The 26,963-nt window shown below is 55.4% G+C and carries 28 protein-coding genes and 1 pseudogene; 22 read left to right on the top strand and 7 right to left on the bottom strand.

Annotated features, from left to right (window positions below):
* Positions 1–56 precede the first annotated feature (56 nt).
* Positions 57–3,419, bottom strand: a complete 3,363-nt coding sequence (rne, locus tag SERAS12_RS09295) for a ribonuclease E (protein ID WP_013812432.1) — start codon at positions 3,417–3,419, stop codon at positions 57–59.
* A gap of 552 nt (positions 3,420–3,971) precedes the next feature.
* On the opposite strand from rne, the gene rluC reads away from it, so the two are divergent.
* Entirely contained in the window at positions 3,972–4,934 is a 963-nt protein-coding gene (gene rluC, locus SERAS12_RS09300) for a 23S rRNA pseudouridine(955/2504/2580) synthase RluC (RefSeq protein WP_004943036.1), read from the top strand.
* Positions 4,935–4,948: 14 nt separating this feature from the next.
* Here the strand turns inward: rluC and SERAS12_RS09305 are convergent, their stop codons facing one another.
* Positions 4,949–5,530, bottom strand: coding sequence for a nucleoside triphosphate pyrophosphatase (locus tag SERAS12_RS09305; RefSeq protein ID WP_143760030.1), 582 nt, complete (start codon positions 5,528–5,530; stop codon positions 4,949–4,951).
* A 141-nt stretch (positions 5,531–5,671) separates the two neighbouring features.
* Between SERAS12_RS09305 and yceD the strand changes: the two genes are divergently transcribed.
* The 15 genes and pseudogenes from yceD to ptsG all read left to right on the top strand — a co-directional run bounded on the left by yceD (position 5,672) and on the right by ptsG (position 18,748).
* Positions 5,672–6,193 carry a 23S rRNA accumulation protein YceD gene (gene yceD / locus SERAS12_RS09310; RefSeq protein ID WP_004943040.1) on the top strand — a complete coding sequence of 174 codons (522 nt, stop codon included), beginning with the start codon at positions 5,672–5,674 and terminating at the stop codon, positions 6,191–6,193.
* 16 nt (positions 6,194–6,209) lie between these two features.
* Positions 6,210–6,377 carry a 50S ribosomal protein L32 gene (rpmF, locus tag SERAS12_RS09315; RefSeq protein WP_004943042.1) on the top strand — a complete coding sequence of 56 codons (168 nt, stop codon included), beginning with the start codon at positions 6,210–6,212 and terminating at the stop codon, positions 6,375–6,377.
* A gap of 11 nt (positions 6,378–6,388) precedes the next feature.
* Positions 6,389–7,423: a phosphate acyltransferase PlsX gene (plsX, locus tag SERAS12_RS09320; protein WP_071880445.1), complete on the top strand. Its 1,035-nt coding sequence runs from the start codon at positions 6,389–6,391 to the stop codon at positions 7,421–7,423.
* Positions 7,424–7,429: 6 nt separating this feature from the next.
* Entirely contained in the window at positions 7,430–8,383 is a 954-nt protein-coding gene (locus tag SERAS12_RS09325; protein WP_013812435.1) for a beta-ketoacyl-ACP synthase III, read from the top strand.
* Positions 8,384–8,399: 16 nt separating this feature from the next.
* Complete coding sequence (gene fabD / locus SERAS12_RS09330) at positions 8,400–9,329, top strand: ACP S-malonyltransferase (protein ID WP_013812436.1); 930 nt, start codon at positions 8,400–8,402, stop codon at positions 9,327–9,329.
* An 11-nt stretch (positions 9,330–9,340) separates the two neighbouring features.
* Positions 9,341–10,075 (top strand): 3-oxoacyl-ACP reductase FabG, encoded by a 735-nt coding sequence (gene fabG, locus SERAS12_RS09335; protein ID WP_004943047.1) that lies wholly within the window; start codon positions 9,341–9,343, stop codon positions 10,073–10,075.
* 154 nt (positions 10,076–10,229) lie between these two features.
* Positions 10,230–10,466 (top strand): acyl carrier protein, encoded by a 237-nt coding sequence (acpP, locus tag SERAS12_RS09340; RefSeq protein WP_004719003.1) that lies wholly within the window; start codon positions 10,230–10,232, stop codon positions 10,464–10,466.
* Between the two features lie 82 nt (positions 10,467–10,548).
* On the top strand, positions 10,549–11,790 hold the full coding sequence (gene fabF, locus SERAS12_RS09345) for a beta-ketoacyl-ACP synthase II (protein WP_013812437.1): 1,242 nt from the start codon (positions 10,549–10,551) through the stop codon (positions 11,788–11,790).
* Positions 11,791–11,972: 182 nt separating this feature from the next.
* A pseudogene (locus SERAS12_RS09350) lies at positions 11,973–12,688 on the top strand (SDR family oxidoreductase).
* Positions 12,689–12,718: 30 nt separating this feature from the next.
* Positions 12,719–13,516, top strand: coding sequence for an aminodeoxychorismate lyase (gene pabC, locus SERAS12_RS09355; protein WP_013812438.1), 798 nt, complete (start codon positions 12,719–12,721; stop codon positions 13,514–13,516).
* 13 nt (positions 13,517–13,529) lie between these two features.
* Positions 13,530–14,555, top strand: a complete 1,026-nt coding sequence (gene mltG / locus SERAS12_RS09360) for an endolytic transglycosylase MltG (RefSeq protein ID WP_013812439.1) — start codon at positions 13,530–13,532, stop codon at positions 14,553–14,555.
* Complete coding sequence (tmk, locus tag SERAS12_RS09365) at positions 14,545–15,180, top strand: dTMP kinase (RefSeq protein ID WP_006324672.1); 636 nt, start codon at positions 14,545–14,547, stop codon at positions 15,178–15,180. The genes mltG and tmk overlap by 11 nt, the downstream gene beginning before the upstream one ends.
* Positions 15,180–16,187, top strand: coding sequence for a DNA polymerase III subunit delta' (gene holB, locus SERAS12_RS09370; RefSeq protein ID WP_013812440.1), 1,008 nt, complete (start codon positions 15,180–15,182; stop codon positions 16,185–16,187). The genes tmk and holB overlap by 1 nt, the downstream gene beginning before the upstream one ends.
* Positions 16,188–16,201: 14 nt before the next feature.
* On the top strand, positions 16,202–16,978 hold the full coding sequence (locus tag SERAS12_RS09375) for a metal-dependent hydrolase (protein WP_013812441.1): 777 nt from the start codon (positions 16,202–16,204) through the stop codon (positions 16,976–16,978).
* A 336-nt stretch (positions 16,979–17,314) separates the two neighbouring features.
* On the top strand, positions 17,315–18,748 hold the full coding sequence (gene ptsG / locus SERAS12_RS09380; RefSeq protein ID WP_013812442.1) for a PTS glucose transporter subunit IIBC: 1,434 nt from the start codon (positions 17,315–17,317) through the stop codon (positions 18,746–18,748).
* A gap of 56 nt (positions 18,749–18,804) precedes the next feature.
* On the opposite strand, the gene mntR is transcribed toward ptsG, so the two are convergent.
* Positions 18,805–19,275 (bottom strand): manganese-binding transcriptional regulator MntR, encoded by a 471-nt coding sequence (mntR, locus tag SERAS12_RS09385; protein WP_013812443.1) that lies wholly within the window; start codon positions 19,273–19,275, stop codon positions 18,805–18,807.
* 229 nt (positions 19,276–19,504) lie between these two features.
* Between mntR and SERAS12_RS09390 the strand changes: the two genes are divergently transcribed.
* Positions 19,505–20,809 carry an Nramp family divalent metal transporter gene (locus tag SERAS12_RS09390; RefSeq protein ID WP_013812444.1) on the top strand — a complete coding sequence of 435 codons (1,305 nt, stop codon included), beginning with the start codon at positions 19,505–19,507 and terminating at the stop codon, positions 20,807–20,809.
* Positions 20,810–20,869: 60 nt separating this feature from the next.
* Here the strand turns inward: SERAS12_RS09390 and SERAS12_RS09395 are convergent, their stop codons facing one another.
* From SERAS12_RS09395 to SERAS12_RS09400, 3 genes are all read right to left on the bottom strand, one after another.
* Positions 20,870–21,145: a hypothetical protein gene (locus SERAS12_RS09395; protein ID WP_013812445.1), complete on the bottom strand. Its 276-nt coding sequence runs from the start codon at positions 21,143–21,145 to the stop codon at positions 20,870–20,872.
* 338 nt (positions 21,146–21,483) lie between these two features.
* Positions 21,484–22,056, bottom strand: coding sequence for an SH3 domain-containing protein (locus SERAS12_RS25495; protein WP_013812446.1), 573 nt, complete (start codon positions 22,054–22,056; stop codon positions 21,484–21,486).
* Positions 22,057–22,352: 296 nt separating this feature from the next.
* Entirely contained in the window at positions 22,353–23,099 is a 747-nt protein-coding gene (locus tag SERAS12_RS09400; protein WP_013812447.1) for an SDR family oxidoreductase, read from the bottom strand.
* Between the two features lie 100 nt (positions 23,100–23,199).
* Between SERAS12_RS09400 and SERAS12_RS09405 the strand changes: the two genes are divergently transcribed.
* Positions 23,200–23,577: a helix-turn-helix domain-containing protein gene (locus tag SERAS12_RS09405; RefSeq protein ID WP_013812448.1), complete on the top strand. Its 378-nt coding sequence runs from the start codon at positions 23,200–23,202 to the stop codon at positions 23,575–23,577.
* Here the strand turns inward: SERAS12_RS09405 and SERAS12_RS09410 are convergent.
* Positions 23,574–24,479 (bottom strand): transporter substrate-binding domain-containing protein, encoded by a 906-nt coding sequence (locus tag SERAS12_RS09410; RefSeq protein ID WP_013812449.1) that lies wholly within the window; start codon positions 24,477–24,479, stop codon positions 23,574–23,576. The genes SERAS12_RS09405 and SERAS12_RS09410 overlap by 4 nt on opposite strands.
* A 255-nt stretch (positions 24,480–24,734) precedes the next feature.
* Between SERAS12_RS09410 and hinT the strand changes: the two genes are divergently transcribed.
* The 4 genes from hinT to SERAS12_RS09430 are packed head-to-tail and all read left to right on the top strand — an operon-like array spanning position 24,735 to position 26,960.
* The gene (hinT, locus tag SERAS12_RS09415) at positions 24,735–25,085 is read left to right on the top strand and encodes a purine nucleoside phosphoramidase (RefSeq protein WP_004943071.1); all 351 of its coding nucleotides are present in this window, start codon (positions 24,735–24,737) and stop codon (positions 25,083–25,085) included.
* A 12-nt stretch (positions 25,086–25,097) separates the two neighbouring features.
* Positions 25,098–25,487 (top strand): YcfL family protein, encoded by a 390-nt coding sequence (locus SERAS12_RS09420; RefSeq protein WP_013812450.1) that lies wholly within the window; start codon positions 25,098–25,100, stop codon positions 25,485–25,487.
* A gap of 29 nt (positions 25,488–25,516) precedes the next feature.
* Positions 25,517–26,110 carry a penicillin-binding protein activator LpoB gene (gene lpoB, locus SERAS12_RS09425; protein WP_013812451.1) on the top strand — a complete coding sequence of 198 codons (594 nt, stop codon included), beginning with the start codon at positions 25,517–25,519 and terminating at the stop codon, positions 26,108–26,110.
* A complete protein-coding gene (locus tag SERAS12_RS09430) occupies positions 26,091–26,960 on the top strand; it encodes a phosphotransferase (RefSeq protein WP_013812452.1) in 870 nt (289 codons plus the stop codon). Before lpoB ends, SERAS12_RS09430 begins: the two co-directional genes overlap by 20 nt.
* Positions 26,961–26,963: the final 3 nt, after the last annotated feature.

Consider the following 26,963-nt stretch of genomic DNA (forward strand, 5'->3'; position numbering starts at 1 on the left):
TTTTTGGCAAGAAAAAACCCGCCATTTGGCGGGTTTTTTTATCGGAGCAGATTAACTTATTCGTTAACCGGCTGCGGTTTGGTTGCCGGAGCTGTGGCTTGATTCACCGCAGCATGCCCCCCCGCCGAGCCTTTACCTTCGAAATTGAAGGAAGGGCGTTGCCAATCACTGCCTTTCTGCTCTTCCGGCTCGTAAGCCGGCGCAGGGGCCTTGGTCATTGGCGCTGTGGCGATATGTTTATAGAGCACATCCTGCACGGCTTGCATCTGTACTGGTTGCTGAACAACCGGCGCTTTTTCTACAACAACGACCGGAGCGGCAACTTCCTGAACAGGTGCGGCTTCAACGACGACTGGCGCTGGCGCTGCGACAGGCTCTACAACAGCAGCAGTCACTTCCACAACAGGCGGTGCTTCAACCGCCGGGGCAGCTTCAGTCGCAGTAGTTTCTTCAACCACGGTTGCTTCTTCAACTACTGGCATCTCAGCCTGCTGCACCGCAGCAGTTTTCTCCAATTGAGCCGTAATGATCGGCGCAACAGTTTCAACTTCCGGCTGGGCTTCTTCTGCAATGACAACTTCAGCGGTTTCTACCGGTGCGATGGTTTGCGCGGCAGCCTCAGCGATAACCGGAGCGGCTACGCTGGCGGTTTCTTGTGCCATCACGTTGTCGGCAGCGATTTCGGTAGCGTCAGTCTGAACTTCAACTTCTTCAATCACTTGCGCAGTTTGTGTTACAGGGTAACTGACCCATACCTTGCCAGAAGCCATTTCCGGTGAGGCGAAAGCCCCGGCCAGCGGCATCGGTGACTGGGCAGGGTAACGCTCATCACGGTAACGGCGACGGCGTTGACCGCTCACGCGAAGATGACGTGGTGAGCGGCGTGAACGGCGTGGCATGCCATTTTCGCCATTACGGTTGTCGCCCTGAACATCATCTTCAGCCGGTGCATCAAGGGTTTCTGGCAGCAGTTTAACGCTGTTTTCTTCCACAGCCGGCTTCGCGTCTTGGGTTTTCACAACCGGTGCTTTAGGCGCCAGCAGTTCTTCCGCTGCGCGATGCAGTTCTTCTTCCGCGGACAGGACGCGAACTTTCTGCGACAGAGGACGACGCTGGCGACGTTGCATGTTCTGCTGCTGGCGTTCTTCCAGATCTTCATCGCTGATAACGTTGGTGCTGGTGTCTACACTTTCCAGTGCAGCTACTTCCTGCTGAGCCTGGCGCTTCTCTTCCTGACGACGGCGCTGGCGTTCGGCACGCTGGTCACGGCGTTGTTGCTGCTCTTCACGCTGTGCCTTGGCGGCTTCTTCAGACTGTGGCACCTCGGCAACCGGTGCTGCAACCTGCGGCGTATTGCGGCGGTTGTTACGGCGTTGTTCATCGCGCACTTCACGCGTTTCACGGCCTTCGCTGCGATTGTCGCGCGGCTCACGATTTTCACGTGGTTCACGGTTATCTCGCTCGCGATTGTCACGGCCTTCGCCGCGTTCCTTGCGTTCGCCACGTTCAGGACGATCGCTACGCTCACCACGTTCCCCGCGTTCACCACGTTCTTTACGGCCAGAGCCCTGACGGCGTTGACCACGGCGATCCTGGCGGCGGTTTTCACCGTTGCCTTCGGCCTTAGGTGCTTCAACGGCAGGTTTGGCTTCAACAACAGGTTGTTCTTCACTGGCGAACAGCGCTTTCAAACCACCGAACAGGCGGCCCAACAGACCTGGTTTGGCAGCGCTTGGGGCGCTTGGCTTGGTCACTACAGCGGCAGTAGCGGCCTGTGCCACCACAGGTTCTTCGGCAGGCGGCGGCGCGTCAGCAGCCAGAGAGAACGAGGCCAGAGCCGGTTGTTCCGGACGTTTGCGCTCCATCGGCGCATCTTCCAGTGGCTGAGCCATCTCTTCTTCGTGCAATTTCGGCAGCAGGTAGCTCAGGGTTGGTGTTTCTTCGCCTTTGCGTACACGCAGTACGGAGTAGTGTGGGGTTTGCATCTGATCGTTCGGCACGATGATCGCTTTCACGCCACCCTGACGTTTTTCGATTGCGCTCACCGACTCACGTTTTTCGTTCAGCAGGTAAGAGGCAACCTGAACTGGCACGATAGCGTGAACTTCTTTGGTATTTTCCTTCAGCGCTTCTTCTTCGATCAGGCGCAGAATGGAAAGTGCCAGCGATTCGTTATCACGGATAGTGCCGGTGCCGTTACAGCGAGGGCAGACGTGATGACTGGATTCACCCAGTGACGGGCTGAGGCGCTGACGCGACATCTCAAGCAGGCCAAAGCGGGAAATGCGGCCGATCTGGATACGCGCACGGTCTTGGCGCACTGCGTCACGCAGGCGGTTTTCTACTTCGCGCTGGTGGCGCACTGGAGTCATATCGATGAAGTCGATAACGATCAGGCCGCCAAGGTCACGCAAACGCAACTGGCGAGCGATTTCGTCCGCCGCTTCCAGGTTGGTGTTGAACGCAGTTTCTTCGATATCGCCACCGCGGGTTGCTCGCGCGGAGTTGATGTCGATGGCGGTCAACGCTTCGGTAGTGTCGATGACGATCGAGCCGCCGGAAGGCAAGCGAACTTCACGCTGGAAGGCGGATTCGATCTGAGATTCGATTTGGTAATGGCTGAACAGAGGGATTTCACCGCTGTACAGTTTGATTTTGCTGCTGAAATCCGGGCGGCCCAGAGCAGCGATGTGCTCTTTTGCCAAATCGAGAACTTTAGGGTTATCGATCAGGATTTCGCCGATATCCGGGCGCAGATAGTCACGGAAGGCGCGCACGATCACGTTGCTTTCCTGATGGATCAGGAACGGAGCAGGACGGCCTTCGGCGGCTTTCTTGATGGCTTCCCAATGCTTCAGACGGAAAGACAGGTCCCACTGCAGTGCATCGGCAGATTTGCCAACGCCTGCGGTACGCACAATGAGGCCCATGCCATCAGGCAATTGCAGGGAGGAAAGCGCTTCTTTCAGTTCGGTGCGGTCGTCACCCTCTATGCGGCGGGAAATGCCACCGGCACGCGGGTTGTTCGGCATCAGCACCAGATAACTGCCGGCCAGACTGATGAAGGTGGTCAAGGCTGCGCCTTTGTTACCACGTTCTTCTTTATCAACCTGAACGATAACTTCCTGGCCTTCGCGCAGCACATCTTTGATGTTCGGGCGACCATGGGAAGAGTAGTTACTTGGGAAGTATTCGCGGGCGATTTCTTTAAGAGGGAGGAAACCATGTCGTTCTGCACCGTAATCAACGAACGCTGCTTCAAGACTTGGCTCAATACGAGTGATTTTGCCTTTGTAAATATTCGCTTTTTTCTGTTCATGACCTGGGCTTTCAATGTCCAAATCATACAGCCGCTGTCCATCTACAAGGGCAACACGCAACTCTTCCTGCTGAGTTGCGTTAATCAACATTCTTTTCATCTTAACTTACTCGTTATTTTTACATTATCGACAAAGCTGCGGGCAAAATAACCTCATGGCCGGGTTAAAACCGAAAACCCCGTGTCTTCTCGCAAAGTCGTCAACCTCACGGTTGTCGCCTGCATAGGGGCGCATTATCTCGGTAAGCCTGTATTTCTTTGTGAAAAACAGCACTTTTACTAGGGGAATAGCCTCTGATTTACGTCGACAGATCTGATTCCGTTTGCCGGCCAAGCTGCAACCCGCAGCCCGCTAATTGTTTGATTTCGCATTACGTCTTACGCCATTGCTGCGTTTTTGCGCCATCAGACAAATTTTATAATCCCACCGTTTTCCCTGTTTAACGAGAATCAACGTGGAAAGTAAACGCATTATTCCACTGCTGATACCGTTATAGCAAGGTGACTTTTCCTTAACTGTGGAAGAAATCGCAAACGTTCAAACCGGCTTGCTGCCTTATTGTTCGCTGGGGTTTCGTCTGCAGTCAGAGAGACAGTTAAGCACAGAAAAAGAAGTGGCGCTATTTACTCGCTCTATTTAGAATCCCGCTCCATGAAAACGAACATTCCTGCAGTACAATTAATCACGATTTCTGACGACGAAGCCGGTCAGAGAATCGACAACTTTTTGCTTGCCCGCCTGAAAGGCGTGCCGAAGAGCATGATTTATCGCATCGTGCGTAAAGGCGAGGTGCGGGTTAATAAAGGCCGTATCAAGGCAGAATATAAACTGGCCGCCGGCGACGTGGTGCGCATTCCACCAGTGCGCGTTGCCGAGCGTGAAGAAGCGCCAGTGTCCGCCAAACTGGATAAAGTGGCTGCGCTGGCGGATTGCATCTTGTATGAAGACGATCACCTGCTGCTGCTGAACAAGCCATCAGGCACGGCAGTACATGGCGGCAGCGGCCTGAGCTTTGGCGTGATCGAAGGCCTGCGTGCGCTTCGCCCGGAAGCCCGCTTCCTGGAACTGGTTCACCGCCTTGATCGCGATACCTCGGGCGTGCTGCTGGTGGCGAAAAAACGCTCTGCGCTACGTTCGCTGCATGAGCAACTGCGCTTGAAGGGGATGCAGAAAGATTACCTGGCGCTGGTGCGCGGCCAGTGGCAGTCACATTGCAAAGCGGTACAGGCGCCACTGCTGAAAAACATTTTGCAGAGCGGCGAGCGTATTGTTCGCGTCAACAGCGAAGGCAAACCTTCGGAAACCCGCTTCAAGGTGGAAGAGCGCTTTGAACACGCAACGCTGGTCAAAGCCAGCCCGATTACCGGGCGCACCCATCAGATCCGTGTGCACACTTTGCACGCCGGGCATCCGATAGCCTTTGACGATCGTTATGGCGATCGCGAGTTCGATCGCCAACTGGCGGGTACCGGGCTCAAGCGCCTGTTCTTGCACGCGGCTGCTTTGCGTTTCGAACATCCGGGTACCGGCGAAACGATGCGCATCGAAGCGCCGATGGATGAAGAGCTGCGTCACTGCCTGCAGGTGTTGCGCAAGCAGTCTCAGGGCAAATAACGCAGCCCTTTTACCTATGCCAGCGGGTTGATGCCTTCAGCCCGCAGCATTTCCAGCAGTGCGATCAGCGGCATGCCGATCAACGCATTGGGATCCCGCCCCTCCAGCTTATCGAACAGCGCAATCCCCAATCCTTCACTTTTAAAGCTGCCTGCGCAGTTGAGTGGCTGCTCAAGTCGCACGTAAGCACTAATTTCAGCCTCGCTCAGCGTGCGGAAATGTACGTGAAAGGGTTCGCACAGTACCTGCAGATGCTTGCTGCGGCTGTTATACAGCGCCAGCCCGGTATAAAAGGTGACCTTTTGGCCGCTGGCCTGGCGCAATTGTGCACAGGCGTTCTCTTCCGTGTGCGGTTTTCCGGTGATTTTTCCTTCGATCACGCAGACCTGATCGGAGCCGATAATCAGATGTTCGGGGTAGGCGGCAGCCAGTGCCTGGGCTTTCGCTGTGGCCAATCGCAGCACCAGCGCCTCGGCGCTTTCCCCCGCCATCGGGGTTTCATCCACCTGCGGCGCCGCGCAAATGAAAGGCAGGTGCAGTTTTTCCAGTAGCATCTTGCGGTAAGATGAGGTGGAGGCAAGGAGAAGTCTTTGCATAATTTTTTTCGCAAACCGTAGCGTAAATAGAGTGGGCATTTTAAACTGTCCGCCGCTGAGGAAGCGAATAATGGTGAAAGGTGCCGTTTTACGGCCTTTTTCTTTGACTCTACGTCGTTACAAAGTTAATATGCGCGCCCTATGCAAAAGGTAAAATTACCCTTGACCATTGATGCGGTACGTACCGCTCAGAAACGCCTGGACTATGTTGGTTCTTATGCGCCTGAGCAGGTTACACGTGTTGCCGACTCCGTGGTCAGTGTGGACAGTGATGTTGAGGTTTCGTTATCGTTCGATATTGATAACCAACGCCTCGCGGTGATAACAGGGCATTCGGACGTTCAGGTAACCCTGATGTGCCAACGCTGTGGTGTCCCGTTTGAACGTCATATCCACACAACATATTGTTTTAGCCCGGTCGTCAATGATGAGCAGGCTGAGGCATTACCGGGAGCGTACGAACCGATCGAAGTCGATGAGTTTGGCGAAGTCGATCTGTTGGCAATGATTGAAGACGAAATTATTCTTTCACTGCCTGTCGTCCCGTTACATGAATCTGAACACTGTGAAGTGTCCGAAGCGGACATGGTATTTGGCAAACTGCCTCCAGAGGCGGAGAAACCGAATCCATTTGCCGTATTAGCCAGTTTAAAGCGTAAGTAATTAAGGAGTAAGGTCCATGGCCGTACAACAAAATAAACCAACCCGTTCCAAGCGTGGCATGCGTCGTTCACACGATGCTCTGACCACCACCACATTGTCTGTTGATGCGACTTCTGGTGAAACTCATCGTCGTCACCACATCACTGCCGACGGTTTCTACCGCGGTCGCAAGGTTATCGGCTAAGTAGCGGTACCTTGACTCGTCTAACCCTGGCGTTAGATGCAATGGGCGGGGACTTCGGTCCCTGCGTCACAGTGCCTGCTTCATTGCAGGCACTGGCCTCTAATTTACAGCTTCATCTCCTGCTGGTCGGCGATCCCGACGCCATCTCTCCTTTACTTGCCAAAGCCGATCCGGTTCTTCTGGAGCGTTTGCAAGTCGTGCCCGCTGAATCAGTGATTGCCGGCGACGCCAAACCCTCACAAGCGATACGCGCCAGCCGTGGTACATCTATGCGCATTGCGCTGGAGCTGACCAAAAACGGTGATGCGCAGGGCTGCGTCAGTGCAGGTAATACCGGTGCGTTGATGGGCCTGGCGAAAATGCTGATTAAGCCGCTGGACGGAATTGAACGTCCGGCGCTGATGACCGTGATCCCGAACCAGCAGCTCGGCAAAACCGTAGTGCTGGATCTGGGCGCCAACGTTGAATGCGACAGCACTATGCTGGTGCAGTTTGCGGTAATGGGCGCAGTGATGGCCGAAGAGGTGGTGGGTATTGCGCAGCCCCGCGTGGCGTTGCTGAATATTGGTGAAGAAGAGACCAAAGGCCTGGATAATATCCGCGAAGCGGCCGCCGTGCTAAAAAATACTCCGGCAATCAATTATATTGGTTACCTGGAAGGCAATGACCTGCTCACCGGTAAAACCGATGTAATGGTCTGCGACGGCTTTGTGGGTAACGTCACCCTGAAAACCATGGAAGGGGTGGTAAGAGTATTTTTATCGCTGCTGAAATCATCTGGAGACGGTGGCAAGCAGGCGTGGTGGTTAAAGTTGTTAGGCCGTTGGTTGCAAAAACGGGTGGTAAAGCGATTCGGCCACCTGAACCCCGACCAGTATAATGGCGCATGTCTGTTAGGATTGCGCAGCACCGTAATCAAGAGCCACGGCGCTGCGAACCCACACGCGTTTGCAGTAGCAATCGAACAGGCTGTGCAGGCGGTGCAGCGGCAAGTCCCTGAAAGGATTGCTGCGCGCCTTGAAGCTGTATTACCTAAGAGTGACTGATCGTACATGTATACAAAGATTCTCGGTACGGGGAGTTATTTACCCGTACAAGTGCGCACCAATGCTGACCTTGAAAAAATGGTGGATACCTCTGACGAGTGGATCGTCACGCGTACCGGTATCCGTGAGCGCCGTATCGCTGCCGCTGATGAAACTGTGGCGACGATGGGCTTCCATGCTGCTGAAAAAGCGCTGGAAATGGCAGGTGTGGCTAAAGAAGACATCGGGTTGATCGTCGTTGCGACCACCACCTCAAGCCACGCATTCCCTAGCTCCGCTTGCCAGGTGCAGCAGATGTTGGGCATTAAAGACTGTGCGGCCTTCGATCTGGCCGCAGCCTGCGCCGGTTTTACCTATGCGCTGAGCGTGGCCGATCAGTACGTCAAGAATGGCGCGGTGAAACATGCGCTGGTGATCGGCGCGGACGTGCTGTCACGTACGCTGGATCCTGAAGATCGCGGTACCATCATTCTGTTCGGTGATGGCGCGGGTGCGGTGCTGTTGGGCGCGTCCGAAGAGCCGGGCATCCTGTCTACCCATCTGCATGCGGATGGTACCTACGGTGGCCTGCTGACGCTGCCGTTCAAGGATCGTCAGGATTCGGGGCAGCCGGCCTACGTTACCATGGCAGGCAATGAAGTATTCAAAGTTGCGGTTACCGAACTGGCTCACATTGTGGAAGAAACGCTGCAAGCCAATAATCTGGACCGCGACCAACTGGATTGGCTGGTGCCACACCAGGCCAACCTGCGCATTATCAGCGCGACGGCGAAAAAACTGGGTATGGGGATGGATAAAGTGGTAGTGACGCTCGATCGTCACGGCAACACTTCTGCCGCCTCGGTCCCTGCAGCGTTCGATGAAGCCGTGCGTGACGGGCGGATCCAGCGCGGCCAACTGGTGCTGCTGGAAGCCTTTGGCGGCGGCTTTACCTGGGGCTCGGCGCTGGTCCGTTTCTGATTAACAGGAAGAAAAAATGACGCAATTTGCTTTTGTTTTCCCAGGTCAGGGGTCTCAGGCCCTAGGCATGTTGGCCGATTTGGCTGCGCAATTTCCGATCGTTGAAAAGACTTTCAGCGAAGCTTCGTCCGTTTTGGGCTATGACCTGTGGCAGTTGGTGCAGCAAGGCCCGGCGGAAGAGCTGAACAAAACCTGGCAGACGCAGCCGGCATTGCTGGCCGCTTCCGTGGCGATTTTCCGCGTCTGGCAGCAACAGGGCGGTAAAGCGCCTACGATGATGGCCGGCCACAGCCTGGGTGAATACTCGGCGCTGGTGTGTGCGGGCGTGCTGGATTTCCAGGCGGCGATCCGTTTGGTTGAGCTGCGCGGCAAACTGATGCAGGAAGCGGTGCCGGAAGGCACTGGCGCGATGTTCGCCATTATCGGCCTGGATAACGAGGCTATCGCCAAAGCCTGTGAAGAATCCGCTCAGGGGCAGGTTGTTTCCCCGGTGAACTTCAACTCGCCGGGGCAGGTTGTCATCGCCGGCAACAAAGAAGCGGTTGAACGTGCAGGCGCTGCCTGTAAAGCCGCGGGCGCCAAGCGCGCGTTGCCGTTACCGGTGAGCGTGCCTTCGCATTGTGCGTTGATGAAGCCGGCGGCAGACAAACTGGCCGTTGCGTTGCAGGAGATTACCTTCAGCGCGCCGCAGGTAGCGGTAGTGAATAACGTCGACGTGCGAACTGAAACCGATCCAGAAGCCATCCGCAGTGCGCTGGTACGCCAGCTGTACAGCCCGGTGCGCTGGACCGAGAGCGTAGAGTTTATGGCAGCACAGGGCGTTACGTCGCTGCTAGAGGTTGGTCCGGGTAAAGTTCTGACCGGTCTGACTAAACGTATTGTTGACACCCTGACGGCGGCGGCGGTTAATGACGCAGCGAGCCTGTCAGCGGCGCTTGAACAATAAAGAGGAAAATAATGAGCTTCGAAGGTAAAGTTGTTCTGGTCACCGGCGCTAGCCGGGGTATTGGCCGGGCTATTGCAGAATCGTTTGTGGCACGTGGCGCCAAAGTGATCGGCACCGCCACCAGTGAAAGCGGCGCTGAGGCTATCAGCAGCTATCTGGGTGCAAGCGGCAAAGGGTTTGCGCTGAACGTTGTTGATGCTCAATCTATCGACAGCGTTCTGGCATCTATTCGTGCTGAATTTGGCGAAATCGACATTTTAGTGAATAATGCCGGCATTACGCGTGATAACCTGCTGATGCGCATGAAGGATGATGAGTGGCAGGATATCCTGGACACCAATCTGACTTCCGTATTCCGTCTGTCAAAAGCGGTAATGCGAGCTATGATGAAAAAGCGGTTTGGCCGGATCATCACCATCGGTTCCGTAGTTGGTACCATGGGCAACGCAGGGCAGGCTAATTACGCGGCGGCTAAAGCCGGTTTGATTGGTTTTAGTAAGTCTTTGGCACGTGAAGTTGCTTCGCGTGGCATTACGGTCAACGTCGTGGCACCTGGTTTTATTGAGACGGACATGACACGGGCGTTGACAGATGATCAACGTGCAGGCATTTTGTCATCAGTTCCAGCCAATCGGCTGGGGGATGCTAAAGAAATCGCCAGCGCTGTTGCTTTTTTAGCCTCTGATGAGGCTGGCTACATCACCGGTGAAACGTTACATGTCAATGGCGGCATGTACATGATTTAAAAAATGCGAAAACTATTTGCGTTATTTGGGGTAAAAACCGCAAAATAGCGTAAAATCGTGGTTTGACCAGCCGGGATTTAGTTGCATCTTTTTCAACATTTTATACACTACGAAAACCATCGCGAAAGCGAGTTTTGATAGGAAATTTAAGAGTATGAGCACTATCGAAGAACGCGTTAAGAAAATCATTGTTGAGCAACTGGGTGTTAAACAGGAAGAAGTTTTAAATAACGCTTCTTTCGTTGAAGATCTGGGCGCTGATTCTCTTGACACCGTTGAACTGGTAATGGCACTGGAAGAAGAATTCGATACCGAGATTCCAGACGAAGAAGCTGAGAAGATCACTACTGTTCAGGCAGCTATTGATTTCATCAACGCTAGCCAGCAGTAAGAGAACATATCTAGGCGGTCACTCGACCGCCTAAGTTTTTTCTATCCCTAGTGTCATATTTTTCCCTCCTTGGAGGACAAACGTGTCTAAGCGTCGAGTAGTTGTGACCGGACTGGGCATGTTGTCTCCTGTCGGCAATACTGTAGAGTCCACGTGGAACGCTCTTCTTGCCGGTCAGAGTGGCATCAGCCTGATCGACCATTTCGATACCACTGCCTATGCGACCAAGTTTGCTGGCCTGGTAAAGAATTTTAATTCAGAGGATTTCATCTCTCGCAAAGATGCGCGCAAGATGGATGCCTTCATCCAGTACGGAATCGCTGCCGGCATGCAAGCCATGCAGGATGCGGGGCTGGATATCACCGAGGCTAACGCCAGCCGCATTGGCGCCGCTATCGGCTCCGGTATCGGCGGCCTGGGTTTGATTGAAGAAAACCACAGTTCACTGGTTAACGGTGGCCCACGGAAAATCAGTCCGTTCTTTGTGCCGTCAACCATCGTGAACATGATTGCAGGCCACCTGACTATTATGTTCGGTATGCGTGGCCCGAGTATTTCCATCGCTACCGCCTGTACGTCCGGTGTGCACAACATTGGCCATGCCGCGCGTATCATTGCTTACAATGATGCTGACGTTATGCTGGCCGGTGGGGCAGAGAAAGCCAGTACTCCTTTGGGCGTTGGCGGTTTCGGCGCAGCGCGCGCGCTGTCGACCCGCAACGAAAACCCGCAAGCGGCCAGCCGCCCATGGGATAAAGACCGCGACGGTTTCGTCCTGGGTGACGGTGCCGGCATGATGGTGCTGGAAGAGTACGAACACGCCAAGAAACGCGGCGCCAAGATTTACGCTGAGATTGTCGGCTTTGGGATGAGCAGCGATGCCTATCACATGACGTCGCCACCGGAAAACGGTGCGGGCGCGGCGCTGGCAATGGAAAATGCTTTGCTTGACGCAGGTGTGACTACGTCACAAATCGGGTATATCAATGCGCACGGTACTTCCACGCCGGCCGGTGATACCGCCGAAACTCAGGCAGTGAAGTCGGTATTTGGCAGCGATGCGAAGCGCGTGATGGTCAGCTCGACCAAATCGATGACCGGCCACCTGTTAGGTGCGGCAGGCGCGATTGAATCGATCTTCACCGTGCTGGCATTGCGTGATCAAGCGGTTCCACCAACCATCAACCTGGATAACCCGGATGAAGGTTGCGATCTGGACTTCGTTCCGCACGAAGCGCGCCAGGTAAGCGATTTGCAGTATACGCTGTGTAACTCCTTTGGTTTCGGCGGTACTAACGGTTCGCTGATCTTCCGCAAGGTGTGATGTGTCTGCTGGCAGACTGTAAAAAACCCGCTTTCGAGCGGGTTTTTTTATGGGCTGTTTACAAGTGAAAAGATGAGTTCCGCACTTTTTTGGCTGAAAAATTAATGGAGTAGGCTTTACTGGTGACAGGTTGCCGGCAAAAGTCGGAGTAAATCCATGGTTAGACAAGCAGGAGAAAGTGTATGTTGAGCGGAAAACGTGCGTTGGTTACGGGGGGCGGGCGTGATTTTGGGCAAGCCGTGTCGGTCTGGCTGGCGCGTGAGGGCGTTGACGTGGACATCTGCGCCCGACAACTCAGCAGCGCAAGGGAAACTCAAAACATCATACGAGCCGAAGGTGGACGGGCGCAGGCCTACCAGTGTGATATGGCCGATCCGGCTTCACTTACGGCGTTTGTCGATCAGCTGTTGCAGGACGACAGGCCGTCGACATTCTGGTTTTGAGCGCCGCTCAATGGCTGGAGGGGGCGCTGGAGAGCAAAGACGATGCCGATGTCATCAGTACCATCAACTCCGGGCTGACGGGGAATATTTTACTGACCCGCGCACTGTTGCCCAGCCTGCGGCTTTCGGCCGGGGCTGATATTATGGTGATGGTATCGGTGTGCGGCATACCTCAGTTCACCGAGTCGAGTGCCCACCCGGCATTTTTTGCAGCCAAGCAGGGGATTGGGGGCTTTTGCCACAACATCGCGCACCACCTGGCAGCAGAAAACATGCGGGTGACGGGTTTCTATCCGCCGGATTTTGAAATGGGTGGTCTGGATGAAGAGCCACCAGAACAATCGGAGCAACCCGTGCTGAACGCACGTTCGATCTGGGAAACGATGCGTTTTGTGTTGCAGCAGCCGCGCAGTTGCCACATTAACGCCATCCACTTCCAGGGGCCTTGCCGCTAAGCGCCGGCATAACGAGGAGAGTGTGGAAATATGTACTGGATTAACGGACAACAGCACGATGCGTTAGCGCCAAGCGATCGCGGTTTGCAGTTCGGTGATGGCTGTTTCACCACTGCCCGGGTTATCGACGGCAAAATCGAGTTGCTTCCCTGGCATATTGAGCGCCTGCAACAGGCGGCGCAGCGGCTGATGATGCCGCTCACTGATTGGGGCGCTCTTGAAAGTGAAATGGCGTGCGCGGCAGAATCTATCCCGCTCGGCGTGGTCAAAGCGATACTGACGCGCGGCAGCGGCGGACGAGGTTACAGCCCAACGGGGTGTGAAGATCCTACGCGCATTGTCTCGCGCAGCGCTTATCCCGCGCACTACCTGTCGTGGCGCGAACAGGGCATCAGCCTGGTGCTCAGCCCGGTGGCTTTGGCGCGTAATCCGTTGCTTGCAGGGCTTAAGCATCTGAACCGTCTGGAGCAAGTGTTGATCCGCGCGCATCTTGACCAGACGGCCGCCGACGAGGCGCTGGTGCTTGACACTACGGGTATGCTGGTGGAATGCTGTGCGGCTAATTTATTCTGGCGTAAAGGAAAAGCGGTATTTACGCCCGATCTGAGCCAGGCCGGCGTGGCTGGGTTGATGCGTCGCAGGGTGATTGAGCTGCTGGCGGGCAGTGAATATTCGCTGCATTACGTCAGCGAGCCGCTGGCCACTCTTGCCGACGCCGAAGAAGTGCTAGTGAGCAACGCGTTGATGCCGTTGCTGCCGGTAAATACAGCGCAATCATGGCGTTATCACTCTCGCCAACTCTATGATTTTTTGCGTCCACACTGTTAACGATGGCTGATTGATGAAGAAAAGAAAGCTGAAGGTCGTTTCGATTATTGTTGTTCTGGTATTGGCCCTGCTGTGCTGGGGTTACCAGAAAGTTGAACGCTTTGCTGATACGCCATTGGCGATCCAGCAGGAAGCCATTTTTAAACTGCCGGCGGGTACCGGACGGGTAGCGCTGGAAGGGTTGCTGGTACGCGACAAGCTGATCCGCAACGGTGCCTGGTTTCCATGGCTGCTGCGCCTGGAGCCGCAACTGGCAGAGTTCAAGGCCGGCACTTACCGCTTTACGCCGGGAATGACGGTGCGTCAGATGCTTAAACTGTTGGCCAGCGGTAAAGAGGCACAGTTCAGCGCGCGTTTTATCGAAGGTTCGCGCCTGCGTGACTGGCTGCTGGTGCTGCAGCAGTCGAAATACCTCAAACATACGCTGGCGGGCAAAAGCGAAGCGGAAATCGCCGTGGCGCTGGGCCTGCCGGAGGACACTCATCCGGAAGGGCGCCTGTACCCGGATACCTATCTGTATACGGCCGGCATGAGCGATATCGCGTTGCTTAAGCGTGCTCATCTGCGCATGATCAAGGCGCTGGAAGCCGCCTGGCAAAGCCGCGATACCAGTTTGCCCTACAAGACGCCGGAGGATTTGCTGACTATGGCCTCAATAGTCGAAAAGGAAACCGCCGTGCCGGAAGAGCGCACCAAGGTGGCTTCGGTATTTATCAACCGCCTGCGTATTGGCATGCGCCTGCAAACTGACCCAACGGTGATCTACGGCATGGGCGACGCCTATAATGGCAATATTACCCGTAAAGATCTGGAAACGCCGACGCAGTACAACACGTATGTGATCAGCGGCCTGCCGCCGACACCGATTGCCATGCCGGGCCAGGCTTCTTTGGAAGCCGCCGCCAATCCGGCGAAGACGCCTTATTTGTACTTTGTCGCCGATGGCAAGGGTGGCCACCAGTTTACCACTAACCTGGCAAGCCATAATCAGGCGGTGCGCGCCTATCGCCAGGTGCTTAAGGAAAAGAATGAAAAGTAAATTCGTGGTTATCGAAGGGCTTGAGGGCGCGGGGAAAACCACCGCGCGCGATACCGTGGTCAACGTACTGCGCGAGCACGGCATTAACGACATTGTCTTTACTCGCGAGCCCGGCGGCACTCCGTTGGCGGAAAAGCTGCGGGATCTGTTTAAACGCGGCATAGACGGCGAGCTGCCGACTATCAAAGCCGAAGTGCTGATGCTGTATGCAGCCCGCGTGCAACTGGTAGAAACTGTCATCAAACCGGCGTTGGCGCGCGGTGCCTGGGTGGTCGGCGATCGTCACGATTTGTCATCACAGGCCTATCAGGGCGGCGGTCGTGGTGTAGATCAACAACTGATGGCTTCACTGCGTGACACCGTCTTGGGGGATTTTCGCCCGGACCTGACGGTTTATCTGGATCTGCCGCCGCTGGTTGGCCTGCAACGCGCCCGTGCTCGCGGTGAGCTGGATCGTATTGAGCAGGAAGCGCTGCCGTTCTTTGAACGCACCCGCTCGCGCTATCTGGAGCTGGCGGCGCAGGACGATTCTATCGTCACCGTCGACGCTTCTCAATCGCTGGAACAGGTGACGGCGGCTATTCGTCGTTGCCTCAGTCAATGGCTACAGCAGGAAGGCGTGTAATGAACTGGTACCCGTGGCTGAATACGCCTTACCGTCAGTTGGTCGGGCAATATGCCGCAGGCCGTGGTCACCATGCGCTGCTGCTGCATGCTGCCGCCGGCAATGGCGACGAGGCGCTGGCCTATGGCCTGAGCCGCTGGTTGATTTGTCAACGGCATAACGGCGAGAAAAGCTGCGGCGAGTGCCATAGCTGCCGGCTTATGCTGGCGGGCAACCATCCGGACTATCACGTATTGACGCCGGAGAAGGGCAAAAGCAGCCTGGGTATTGAGCCTATCCGCCAGGTGATCGAAACCCTTTATTCCCACGCCCAGCAGGGGGGCGCCAAAGTTATCTGGTTGCCGCAGGCGGAGCTGCTGACTGAAGCGGCAGCCAATGCCCTGTTGAAAACGCTGGAAGAGCCGCCGGAAAAAACCTATTTCCTGTTGAGCTGTCACGAGCCTTCACGGCTGCTGGCGACGTTGCGCAGTCGCTGTTTCTATTGGCATCTTGCCAGCCCGGATGAACAGCTCAGTTTGCAGTGGTTAAACCGGCAAGTGCCGGGCAACCCGGTGGATCTCCTCACTGCGCTGCGGCTGCATGACGGTGCGCCGCTGGCGGCCGAACAACTGCTGCAACCCGAGCGTTGGCAGCAGCGCGGCGCTCTGTGCGCTGCACTGAATGCCGCCTTGCCGCAGCATGACATGCTGTCGCTGTTGCCGGTGCTGAATCACGAAGACGTGGCGGAGCGGCTGCACTGGCTATGCGCATTGCTGGTGGATGCCATGAAGTGGCAGCAGGGCGCAGCGAGCTTTGCGCTTAATCAGGATCAGCAACCGCTGGTACAGCAATTGGCCAGCCAACTGAGCGGCACCTCGCTGCAGCAAGTGGTACAGCAATGGCTTAACTGTCGCCATCAGTTGCTTAACGTAGCCGGCGTCAATCGCGAGCTGCTGCTGACCGAACGATTACTCAGTTGGGAGCAGATGCTCGGCGCTACCGGCTATTCTCATCCTCATTCGTTGTAAAAGAGTTAACTATTATGTTGTTAGTAGATTCGCATTGTCATCTTGATGGCCTGGATTACCAAACGCTGCATCAAAACGTGGATGACGCCCTGGCAAAAGCCAAGGCGCGCGATGTCGGTTACGTACTGGCAGTCGCCACCACTTTGCCGGGTTATCAGGCCATGACGCAGTTGATCGGCCCGCGCGATGACGTGGCGTTTTCCTGCGGCGTCCACCCGCTCAATCTTGAGGGCGGTTACGATTACGCAGAGCTGCGTCGTTTGGCTGCGGCAGAGCAGGTGGTGGCGCTGGGAGAAACCGGGCTGGATTACTTCTATCAGAAAGACAATCTCGAGCTGCAGCAAGCGTCATTCCGTGAGCATATCCGCATTGGTCGTGCGCTGAACAAACCGGTGATCGTGCATACCCGCGACGCGCGTGAAGATACGCTGGCGATCCTGCGTGAGGAGAATTCGCAAGACTGCGGAGGCGTGCTGCACTGTTTTACCGAAGATATCGCCACCGCAGAAGCGCTGCTGGATCTGGGGTTCTATATTTCCTTCTCCGGCATCCTGACCTTCCGCAATGCGGAGCAACTGCGCGAGGTGGCGCGCTACGTGCCGCTTGATCGCATTCTGGTGGAGACCGATTCGCCGTACCTTGCCCCGGTGCCGCATCGCGGCAAAGAAAACCAACCTGCCTACGTGCGTGATGTGGCTGAATACATGGCGGTATTGAAGGGCGTGAGCCTGGAAACGCTGGCCGAAACCACCACCGCCAACTTTTCACGCTTATTTCACATCGAACTATAATCCTTGGCCTAGGCTTAGCTGTAGTCATTGATGTTGGGATTTTTTTTAAGCTCGTAATTAATCGCTGAAACGGGTAATGTTCCCACCCGTTTTATGGCGGTGGCTGGGCGTTTTTTTGTCTTTTTTGATAAAAAATGGCCGATTTAAGAAAAATACCCGGCTTTGTTCATCGAAACGTGACTGCCATCAAACATTGCGCAGGCTATTTATTTTACTCTGCGTAAAAATTCAAGGGGTGCTCAGACACCCTGAATTGCAGGGGTTTTTCTCCCCCCCTTGCAGCGCGAAGAATCGCGAGAAGTAGCAAAGCACTATTACTCAGGAGCACACTCAACTATGTTCAAGAACGCATTTGCAAACCTGCAAAAAGTAGGTAAGTCGCTAATGCTGCCGGTTTCCGTATTGCCTATCGCAGGTATTCTGCTGGGCGTCGGTTCCGCTAACTTTAGCTGGCTACCTACGGTAGTTTCTCACGTGATGGCGGAAGCCGGCGGTTCAGTTTTCGCCAACATGCCGCTGATTTTCGCTATCGGTGTTGCCCTGGGCTTCACCAATAACGATGGTGTATCTGCGTTAGCTGCGGTCGTGGCTTACGGCATCATGGTGAAAACCATGGCGGTGGTTGCGCCTTTGGTTCTGCACCTGCCGGCTGAAGAAATTGCGGCTAAACACCTGGCGGATACCGGTGTGCTCGGGGGGATTATCTCCGGCTCCATCGCTGCCTATATGTTTAACCGCTTCTTCCGTATTCAGTTGCCTGAATACCTGGGCTTCTTTGCCGGTAAGCGGTTTGTGCCGATTATCTCCGGCCTGGCGGCGATCGTTCTGGGCGTAGTTCTGTCCTTCATCTGGCCGCCAATCGGTACGGCTATCCAGACCTTCTCCCAGTGGGCTGCTTATCAGAACCCGGTAGTGGCGTTTGGTATCTACGGCGTGGTTGAACGTGCGCTGGTGCCGTTTGGTCTGCACCATATCTGGAACGTACCGTTCCAAATGCAGATCGGTGAGTTCACCAACGCGGCCGGCCAGGTATTCCACGGCGATATCCCGCGTTACATGGCGGGTGACCCGACTGCGGGTAAACTGTCCGGTGGCTTCCTGTTCAAAATGTACGGTCTGCCTGCTGCCGCTATTGCCATCTGGCATTCAGCCAAGCCGGAAAACCGCGCTAAAGTCGGCGGTATCATGATCTCCGCTGCGTTGACCTCGTTCCTGACCGGTATCACCGAGCCGATCGAGTTCTCCTTCATGTTTGTTGCGCCGATCTTGTACGCAATCCACGCCATTCTGGCTGGCCTGGCGTTCCCGATCTGTATCCTGTTGGGTATGCGTGATGGCACCAGCTTCTCACACGGTCTGATCGACTTTATCGTGCTGAGCGGTAACAGCAGCAAGATCTGGTTGTTCCCAATCGTGGGTATCATCTACGGTCTGGTGTACTACACCATCTTCCGCGTGCTGATTGCCAAACTGGATCTGAAGACTCCTGGTCGTGAAGACACCGTTTCCGAGCAGGTCGCTCAGGGCGGTTCTGAGATGTCTGCGGCTTTGGTTCAGGCTTTTGGCGGTAAAGATAACATCACCAATCTGGATGCCTGCATCACCCGTCTGCGCGTTAGCGTGGCGGACGTGAGCAAGGTTGACCAGCCTGGTCTGAAAAAACTGGGTGCTGCCGGCGTTGTTGTCGCAGGCTCTGGCGTTCAGGCTATCTTTGGTACCAAATCTGACAACCTGAAAACCGATATGGACGAATACATCCGTAATCACTAATTCAGGCTGGGGAGCTTTGAGGGAGGCGAAAGCCTCCCTTTTTTATTGGCGAGAATTTATTTCTTGGCGTGGTTTTGCAGAAAATGTTCAAACACCGCCAGGGTGTCGCTCGAAATGTGATGCTCAATCCCTTCGCTGTCCAGCTCCGCCGTTTCAGTTGGCACCCCGAGGCACACCAGCAGGTCGACCACAATACGGTGCCGGCGGCGCACTTGCTGCGCCAGTTGTTCACCTTCTTCAGTCAGAAAGACCCCGCGATACGGGCGTGACTCTACCAATCCGGCACTCTTCAGCCGCGCAATGTTCTTGATCGCAGTAGGGTGGGAAACGCCAAAGCGGCGGGCGATGTCGGTGGTTCTGGCTTCGCGAGTGGTCAGCAGCAGATCGGCAATCAGCTCAACGTAATCTTCGATCAACGCATTCGACTGCGCTTCACGGGCGCGGGTAAAACGCAGGGCGTGCTCAGCCTCATCCGGCATTTCAGCCAGTGTGGGGCGTTCGGCGTTATCTGGCGCGCTTGTTACCATATTCTGGGACGTCCTTTATAGGTTAAACCAGTGAGTTCCAGACTACTGGAATTCTGCCTTACGTTAGTCTAATGGCGACGCATTATCAATTCGGCCGCCGCATTCAATGACAATAAGAAATATTTGTACACAAAGGTAAAGTATCTTCCATTTTGCATAAAGTGTAGCCGATGCTACATTGTTCTGAGTGTTGGGTGAAAAATAACCAGAATAATATTGGGGATAAAACATGCGTGAGGCGGCAACCACCACATCGTTAACCGAACGGACCAATACGGCGATTGGTAACGCTTTAGCCGGGCGCAAGCGCGGCGCGTTTACGCCGCTATTGTTCGCCGGGCCGGCGGTGATTGCCTCCATTGCCTACATGGACCCCGGTAATTTCGCCACCAATATTCAGGCCGGTTCAAAATACGGTTACAGCCTGTTGTGGGTAGTGGTGATGGCCAACCTGATTGCCATGTTGTTCCAGGCGCTGTCGGCCAAGCTGGGCATCGTCACCAACCGTAACCTGGCGGAAATGTGCCGCGATCAATTCTCGCGCCCGGTGGTGATCGGCATGTGGCTGCTCAGCGAGGTGGCGGCAATGGCCACCGATCTGGCGGAGTTTCTGGGTGGGGCAATCGCGCTCGCCTTGCTGTTCCATATGCCGCTGTTGGCGGGGATGGGCGTAACGGCGGTGCTCACCTATGCATTATTGATGGTAGAAAAGAAAGGTTTTCGCCCGGTTGAACTGATGATTGGCGGGCTGGTGGCGGTCATTGCCTTGTGCTATCTCGCCGAGATGTTTATCGTGCCGGTCGACTGGCTGGCGGCGGGGTCCGGCATGGTAACGCCGCAGTTGCCGGATGCGCAGGCGCTGACCATTGCCGTCGGCATTATCGGTGCCACCGTAATGCCGCACGCCATTTTCCTGCATTCGGGCCTGACCCAGCACCGTACGCCGGCCAGCAACAGCGGCGAACGGCGCAAACTGCTGCGTTTTTCCAATATCGAGGTGGTGATCGCGCTGGCGATTGCCGGGCTGGTGAATATCGCCATGGTGATTATGGCTTCCAGCGCCTTTCATGCCGGTAACAGTGACGTGGCGGAGATCGGCACGGCGTACCATACGTTGACTCCGCTGTTTGGCGCCGCCGCCGCCGGGATCTTCCTGATGTCACTGATAGCATCCGGTATTTCAAGCTCGGTGGTGGGCACCATGGCGGGCCAGATGATTATGCAGGGGTTTGTCGGTTTTCGCATCCCGGTATGGGTGCGTCGGCTGGTAACCATGATCCCGGCGTTTATCGTGGTGGCGTTAGGGGTTAATGCGACGGACGCGTTGGTCTACAGCCAGGTGGTGCTGAGCCTGGCGCTGCCGGCGCCGATGATTGCTCTGGTAATGTTTACCCGCCGCCGCGACATCATGGGCGAGTTTGTGAACAGCCGCCTCACCAGTCTGGTATCGATCATCGGTACGGTGATTATCATCCTGCTCAACATGGTGCTGCTGCTGCAGACGTTCGGCGTTGCCATTCCCGGTCTGGGCTGATTGATAAGCCGTGCGCTTGCTACGGTCACGGCTTGTCTCCTTTCTATAACTCAACTCGCGTTAAGGCATCGTTTTCGGTGCCGAGTTTTGACCACCGGTCAGGGCCTTCTCATCGTTGGAAATGCTGCCGGTATTAGCCGCCCATACGCCTTCCTGTGTTTTGGTCACCTGCTGGTGGCCGGCATTCAGGTTCTGGCCGACGGCGGCGATATGGTTGGACTCGACGTCGCCGGTATTTTTTGCCCAAGGGATGGTTTGATCGCTGGCTTGGGCGATGCCGCTAAACGCCATCGGTATCACCAGCAGCGCGGCATGAATGAAGATTTTGATTTTCATGATCTCAATGTCCGTTGATGCATAGGGTACGGTAAATCCGTGCCATAGCGATTCAGGGAAAAGCAATTGAGGGTGGGGGATAACCTAAGGTCAGTCTGATTGCGGCTGGCGGTCTGGGGATCCGCACTACGCCCTGTCTATTCAGTGTAGGACGGGTTGTCAGTGACCATCAGGAGGCGGATGTAAATAAAGCCCATCATTTACATCAGTGTATGTAAAAATGTTGCCTGGGAAATAATTTTCACGCTTATTATATGGGCCTTTTCAGGATACCTAAGTCGACAGCCATCCTTCACTTCCCTGGCCGGAATGACTCAATAACAGTCGCCAGCGGTTTATTACACGCCGTAGCGTTTGTTTCCTCCCGAAGTAATACAGTAACGCCCGCCTCGTGGGCCTATACATATTCTTCCTGACGAACAGGGGCATCCGGCATCACTTTCCACGTTGCGCTTTGGCGTTGGCCGATATACTGGCTGCTTTGGCGCAGGTGCCTGGCGGCTTTTTTGATAGCATTTATCACCATGACACAATGATTTTATAGAAACCCATTGGCTCGATTGATTACCTGGTGTGATTTTTGCCCAATTATCGCTCTCTTGGTAAATGGTGATACTTTGCCCACGTTTTAAGGACGTAATGACTTTACCGTTCGGTGCGTTTCGGACGTTGAGCCGATCGGCCGCTACATATTTAGTGGGCAAAGGGGCATCATTTTGTGGTTGAGGAGGCTGTTCGCTGATATCTAATGCCTGATTGGCCGGTGGCGTATAAACATGGGCCGTTGAGGTGCCGGACTGCGACATCGATGTGTTTTTTTCTGATTTATTGTCAGATTTGAATGCAAACCAAAGAACGATGGCGGCGATTACCAGTATTCCTACGCCTTGATTGTTCTTTTTGCTTGCCATCAGTCTTCACCATCCAAATTGGGTAAATACTAAGGCTAGACGCAGTTTCAGAACGCATCAATGAAAGGATATTTTATTATTATCATCTAATAATATTATTATTTAACTCACTGTTTGTTCCGCAACTTAATTTCACCGTCGGGCTCACCCAACGGTGAATGATAACCTATAGTTTTCAAATTACAGTCAGGTGCCCAGCTCGCTCATCCTCAGGCGCTGACTTGAGTAAGTCACTGGGGGTGAGCGCGAGCAGGTAACAACGCTGCAGCTTGAAAGATGACGGGTATATAACGATATTACAAATTGCCCACTCCACCATCAATCTGCAACTCGGCCCCAACCATAAACGCGGATTCGTCAGACGCGAGGAACACGGCCGCTTTCGCCAGTTCCAGCGGCGTGCCCATGCGGCCGATCGGCACCAGGGCACGAATGTCATCGCGCAGCGCCTGTTCATCCTCGTCTTTCAAGCCAAGCTTGCCTAATGCCGGTGTTTCGGTCGGGCCAGGGCTCAGGCCATTGACCCGAATACCGCGCGGGTGCAATTCACCGGAAAGCGTTCTGGCCAGCGACAGCAGGCCGGCCTTGCTGGCGGCGTAAACGCTGCTTAGCGGCAGGCCGATATGCGCGCTGACCGAGCCGCACAGAATAATCGAAGCCGGATTCGCTAATAGCGGCAGCAGCGCCTGAATTAAGAAAAATGGCCCTTTGAGGTTGATGTCCATCAGCCGCTGATAGCTCTGCTCATCCCATTGCTGCAACGGAAGGTGGGTGACGTCACCGGCGTTGATATACAGCACGTCAAGGCGCGGCCAGTGGCTGGTCAACTGCTGCGCTAAAGCTTGCTGCTGGCGGATATCCCCAGCGTCACTGCGCAACAGCAGCACGTCGCCCAGCGCTTTCCCCGCAGCGGCCAGGCCGCTTTGGCTGCGGCCGGTGATCGCCACGGTGGCGCCCTCGGCAATAAACTGGCGCGCGGTTTCCAGACCAATTCCGCTGGTGCCGCCGGTGATCAATGCGTATTTACCTTTAAGTCGTGACATAACCTACCCTCTGTTTCCCGTTGGTATCGCCATTATTTGCGCTATAGTATCTTTTGCATAGTAGGCACCGTTTGGATACCAAGGGGCGAGGTGGGATGAAATGACGACAGTGGCGCTTTCGACAGCGGAAAAAAATTTAACGGCGTTGCCGGCAGCGGACGCACCTTGCCCCATGGTGGGGTTTGTGAATCTGGTGGCGGGGAAATGGGCGATCCCGATCCTCTACAGGCTGATCATGATCGACGGCCCGGTGCGCTTCAGTGAGTTGCAGCGCGCGGTGGCGCCGATCGCCCAGAAAGAGCTGACGCGTCAACTGCGGCAGTTCGAACAGCGCGGCCTGGTTACGCGGCAGGTATTTCCGGAAGTCCCGCCGCGTGTTGAATACCGGATCACGGCGCTGGGCACATCCCTGCGCCCGACGCTGGACTCACTGGCCGAGTGGATGCGTGCGCATGCACCGCAATTGAACGCTGACTAATCGCCGATCCCAGGCGGGTTGATGGTGGAACGCTCGACCTTTTCATCATGTTCGCCCCAACGGTCCAGCACCTGCGCGTATTCGCCGCTGACGATCACCCCATTAATGGCAGCGTTAATGGCGGCGACCAGGCCATTATCTTTTTTGGTGGTCACCGCTACATAGGCGACGTTGGGTCCGATGCCGACCATTTTGGTTCTGCCGGTTAGCGCCGCTTTATAGGCGCCGGTAGAGTGGGGGCCAAAGAAAGCGTCGGCGCGCCCGGACTGAATGCTCAGGTTGGCGGCGGCGTCATCGGTGACATAAATCGGTTGCACCGGCGCCAGACCGTTGGCGCGGTTCTGTTTATCCCAACCGAGCAGGATATTTTCCTGATTCGTACCTGAGCCGACAATAATCCGCAGCCCGGCGACGTCCGCCGGCTGGTTGATTGAGGCGATCTTGCTGGTGGATTTCACATAGAAACCCAGCGTATCTACGCGGTAAGTGGCGAAATCAAATTTGGTTTTCCGCAGCTTGGTGACGGCAATATTAAAAATGGCGACATCGTACTTGCCGGAAGTAATGCCAAGGGGCCAGTCCTCCCAGGAGGTGGGCACAAGATTCAGCTCCAGTCCCAGGCTGTCCGCCACCAGTTGCGCGATATCCGGGTCGCTGCCGATCAAGGTTTTATTGTCTTCGGCAAACAGCGCCAGCGGCGGGGAATTTTCAGACGCCACCGCTACGGTTAACTTGCCTGGTACGGCAAAATGGTAATTCGCCGGGATCAAGGCGACGGCAGCCGGGTTTTTGAGCGCGCGTATATGTTGCTGATTGGCCTGCAAATCGATAATGCTTTTGCTTTCCGCCTGGGCGGCACCGCACAGCAGCAGCGCGCCCAGCACCAGGGTTTTGAGTGGCATCATGTTCTCTATCCGTTGTTAATCATGGAGTTACTATTGGCGGTGGCAACTGGCAAGTAAAGCAACAATAGTGAATAACCAAAGTGAAAAAAAATCAGATGATTGCCGCGGCAATCCCATGACAGAGGCGTCGGTAGCCTGGTGGGTTGCCTGATTCTGCATCACTCGACGCGGAAAGTGCGCAATCAGGTTGAAAGCAGTAGAATTTGTCACTCATACTGCGTACAGATTATTTTCCTCAACAAGGAATGCCAGATGGCCGAAGAAACGATTTTCAGTAAAATTATCCGCCGCGAAATCCCTGCTGATGTGGTCTACCAGGACGAACTGGTCACCGCGTTCCGTGATATTTCACCTCAGGCTCCGACCCATATTCTGATCATCCCCAATGTCTTGATCCCAACGGTAAACGACGTAACCGCAGAGCACGAAGCGGCGCTGGGTCGCATGATCACCGCTGCGGCGAAAATTGCCGAACAGGAAGGCATCGCCGAAGATGGCTATCGCCTGATTGTTAATTGCAATCGCCATGCGGGCCAGGAGGTCTATCATATTCATATGCACCTGGTCGGTGGCCGTTCGTTGGGGCCGCTGCTGTCACGCTAACCGAGGTCAATCATGCGCTATAGCAAAACCCTGCGTTGTCTGATGGCGCTGGCGTTACCCGCCGCAATACTGATGGGCTGCAGCAATCGGCCCGGCATTGCGGTTAACGAACGGCAGGCGGTGGTGATGGATTCGCCGGTGCTTACCGCAGGTATCGTGGCCGATAACCCGTCGATTACGGATGCCTCCGGGCGCGTGAGGGCCACTTCGGTGCTCAGCAACAACCAACCGACACCGGTAACGGTGCATTACCGCTTCTACTGGTATGACAATCAGGGGCTGGATATTCGGCCCTTTGAAGAGCCGCGCACCGTTACCGTTGCGCCAAATTCAGACGCTGAAATTTACTCGATTAACGGCAACCTCGATGCCAAGCGCGTGCGTCTGTATCTATTCTTGTAAGCTCTTGCTTTAGTTGTTGGAGAGGGATAATGAAAAAGTATCTAGTTGTCGCATTGGCCGCGTTGACGTTAAGCGGCTGTTTGTCACGTCCCCCAGAGCCTGAACAGCCACCGGCCACCGTTGAGCCGGCCAAGCCGCCGGTGGTGGTAGAGCCGCAGCCACAACCCCAGCCGCCCATTGGCGAGCAGGTACCGCAACCGCCAAAAATTCAGCAACTTGACTGGCTGAGCAGCGTGCAACCGCTGGTAAACCAGATGCTGAAAGCCGATGGCGTCAATCCGGGCAGCGTGCTGCTGCTGGACAGCGTGAAGAATAACACCAACGGTTCATTGCAAACCGCTAAAGCCACCTCCGCGTTGCACAAGGCGCTGGCATCGAACCAAACCTTCTCCATCGTGCCGGAAGCGCAACTGGCGACCGCCAAGCAGACGTTGGGCCTGTCGGCGGATGACAGCCTGGGGTCGCGCAGCAAGGCCATTGGCCTGGCGCGTATCGTTAGCGCACAGTATGTGTTGTACAGCGATGTTAGCGGCGACGTGAAGTCTCCGACGCTGGATATGCAGTTGATGCTGGTGCAAACCGGTGAAATCGTCTGGTCAGGCAATGGCGCCGTTACCCGCTGAGGTCGCGCTGCGAAGGCTGATTGAGAGCGAACTGCCGGCGGTGAAAACCGCCGGTTGTCGTTTCAGCCCGGTGCAGGGGCTGACCGGCGAAAGTTGGCGCATTGAAGGTGAGGGCGTGCAACTGTTGGCGCGCCAGCAAAGCGCAGAGAAAACGGCGCTCGGCGTGAGCCGACAGCGAGAGGCGCGTGTGTTGCGCCGCGCAGGCGTAGGCTTGGGTCCGCAGGTTTTAGCGCAGAGTAATCAGTGGATTATCCTGGAATGGCTGACTGGTGACGTTGTCACTGAGACGCATTTTACGCGTCTGAATCAGCACGGCGAGCTGGCGCGATGGGTTGCCCGTTTGCACCAGCGGCCGCTCAGCGGTTATCCGTTGAACCTGCATAGGCAGTTTGCCCGTTACTGGCAGCAGTTGGATCGTCGGCGTTTGACACCTGCCTGGCTGCGGCTGCATCAGCGCTTCTTGCAAACCCGCCTGCCGTCTCCGCTGAAAATAGCCCCGCTGCATATGGATATCCATCCGGGTAATCTGATTGCACAGGGAGAAAGAGTTCGGCTGATTGACTGGGAGTACGCCGCCGACGGTGACATCGCGCTGGAGATTGCTGCGCTGTTTCGCAGCAACGCGTGGTCTGAGGCCAATCAGCAGCATTTTTTGCAGCACTACTCCCAAGAGGGCTACAACGACTTGCCGCTGCTGAGCACTCAGGTGCAGCGCTGGTTGCCGTGGGTGGATTACCTGATGCTGTTATGGTTTGAAGTGCGCTGGCAACAAACCGGCGATAGCGAATTTTTACGCTGGGGCGCAGTGCAGCGCCGGCGTTTTTGTTTATCATCCCCATGTTCTGAATGAATA

The sequence above is a fragment of the Serratia sp. AS12 genome (assembly GCF_000214195.1).
In the GTDB taxonomy this organism is placed as follows: domain Bacteria; phylum Pseudomonadota; class Gammaproteobacteria; order Enterobacterales; family Enterobacteriaceae; genus Serratia; species Serratia plymuthica.